Genomic DNA, 1,122 nt, shown 5'->3' on the forward strand with positions numbered 1-1,122 from the left:
TATAAGAAGTAACGACTAAATTTAGATAAGGAAATGGCTTATAATGAAAAATAAAAAAGAAGTCTATGGATTTCGTAAAAGCAAGGTTGCCAAAACTTTGTGTGGTGCTGTTTTAGGAACTGCTTTGATTGCTTTTGCAGACAAAGCAGTATTTGCTGATGAAGTCACAGAGACAACTAGTACAAGTACAGTTGAGGTGGCTACTACAGGAAACCCAGCCACAAATCTACCACAAGCTCAGGGTGAAATGAGCCAAGTTGCCAAAGAGAGCCAAGCTAAGGCTGATTCTAAAGACTCAGCTTTGCCAGTAGAAGTATCATCAGCTGATTTGGATAAAACAGTTGCCGATGCAAAATCTGCAGGAGTTAAGGTAGCTCAAGATGAAACAAAAGACAAAGGAACAGCCACAACTGCTACAGAGAATGCTCAAAAACAAGATGAGATTAAAAGCGACTATGCTAAACAGGCTAAAGAAATAAAGAAGACAACTGAAGCATATAAAAAAGAAGTCGAAGTTCATCAGGCAGAAACAGATAAAATCAATGCTGAAAACAAAGCAGCGGATGACAAGTATCAAAAAGATCTAAAAAGTCATCAAGAAGAAGTTGAAAAAATCAACACTGCTAATGCAACAGCTAAAGCAGAATATGAGGCTAAGCTAGCGCAATACCAAAAAGATTTAGCAACTGTCAAAAAAGCAAACGAAGATAGTCAACGGGATTATCAAAATAAACTTTCAGCTTACCAGACAGAATTAGCTCGAGTACAAAAAGCTAATGCGGAAGCTAAAGAGGCATATGATAAAGCAGTAAAAGAAAACACTGCAAAGAATGCAGCGCTTCAAGCTGAAAATGAAGCGATTAAACAACGTAATGAAACTGCAAAAGCAACTTATGAAGCGGCAATGAAGCAGTATGAAGCAGACCTTGCAGCTATTAAGAAAGCTAAGGCGGATAATGATGCTGATTATCAAGCTAAATTAGCAGCTTATCAGACAGAATTGGCTCGAGTTCAAAAGGCAAATGCGGAAGCTAAAGAGGCTTATGATAAAGCAGTAAAAGAAAACACAGCTAAAAATACAGCCATTCAAGCTGAAAATGAAGCGATTAAGCAACGTAACGC

Annotated in this window: 1 protein-coding gene; it reads left to right on the forward strand. The window is 37.9% G+C overall.

Annotated elements, in window-relative coordinates; translation table 11 throughout:
* Window positions 1–43: 43 nt before the first annotated feature.
* A partial coding sequence (locus tag MK405_RS09450; protein ID WP_326845817.1) for a putative cross-wall-targeting lipoprotein signal domain-containing protein occupies window positions 44–1,122 on the forward strand: 1,079 nt, incomplete at its 3' end.

It is taken from the genome of Streptococcus oralis (assembly GCF_026782345.1).
Lineage (GTDB): Bacteria > Bacillota > Bacilli > Lactobacillales > Streptococcaceae > Streptococcus > Streptococcus oralis_CK.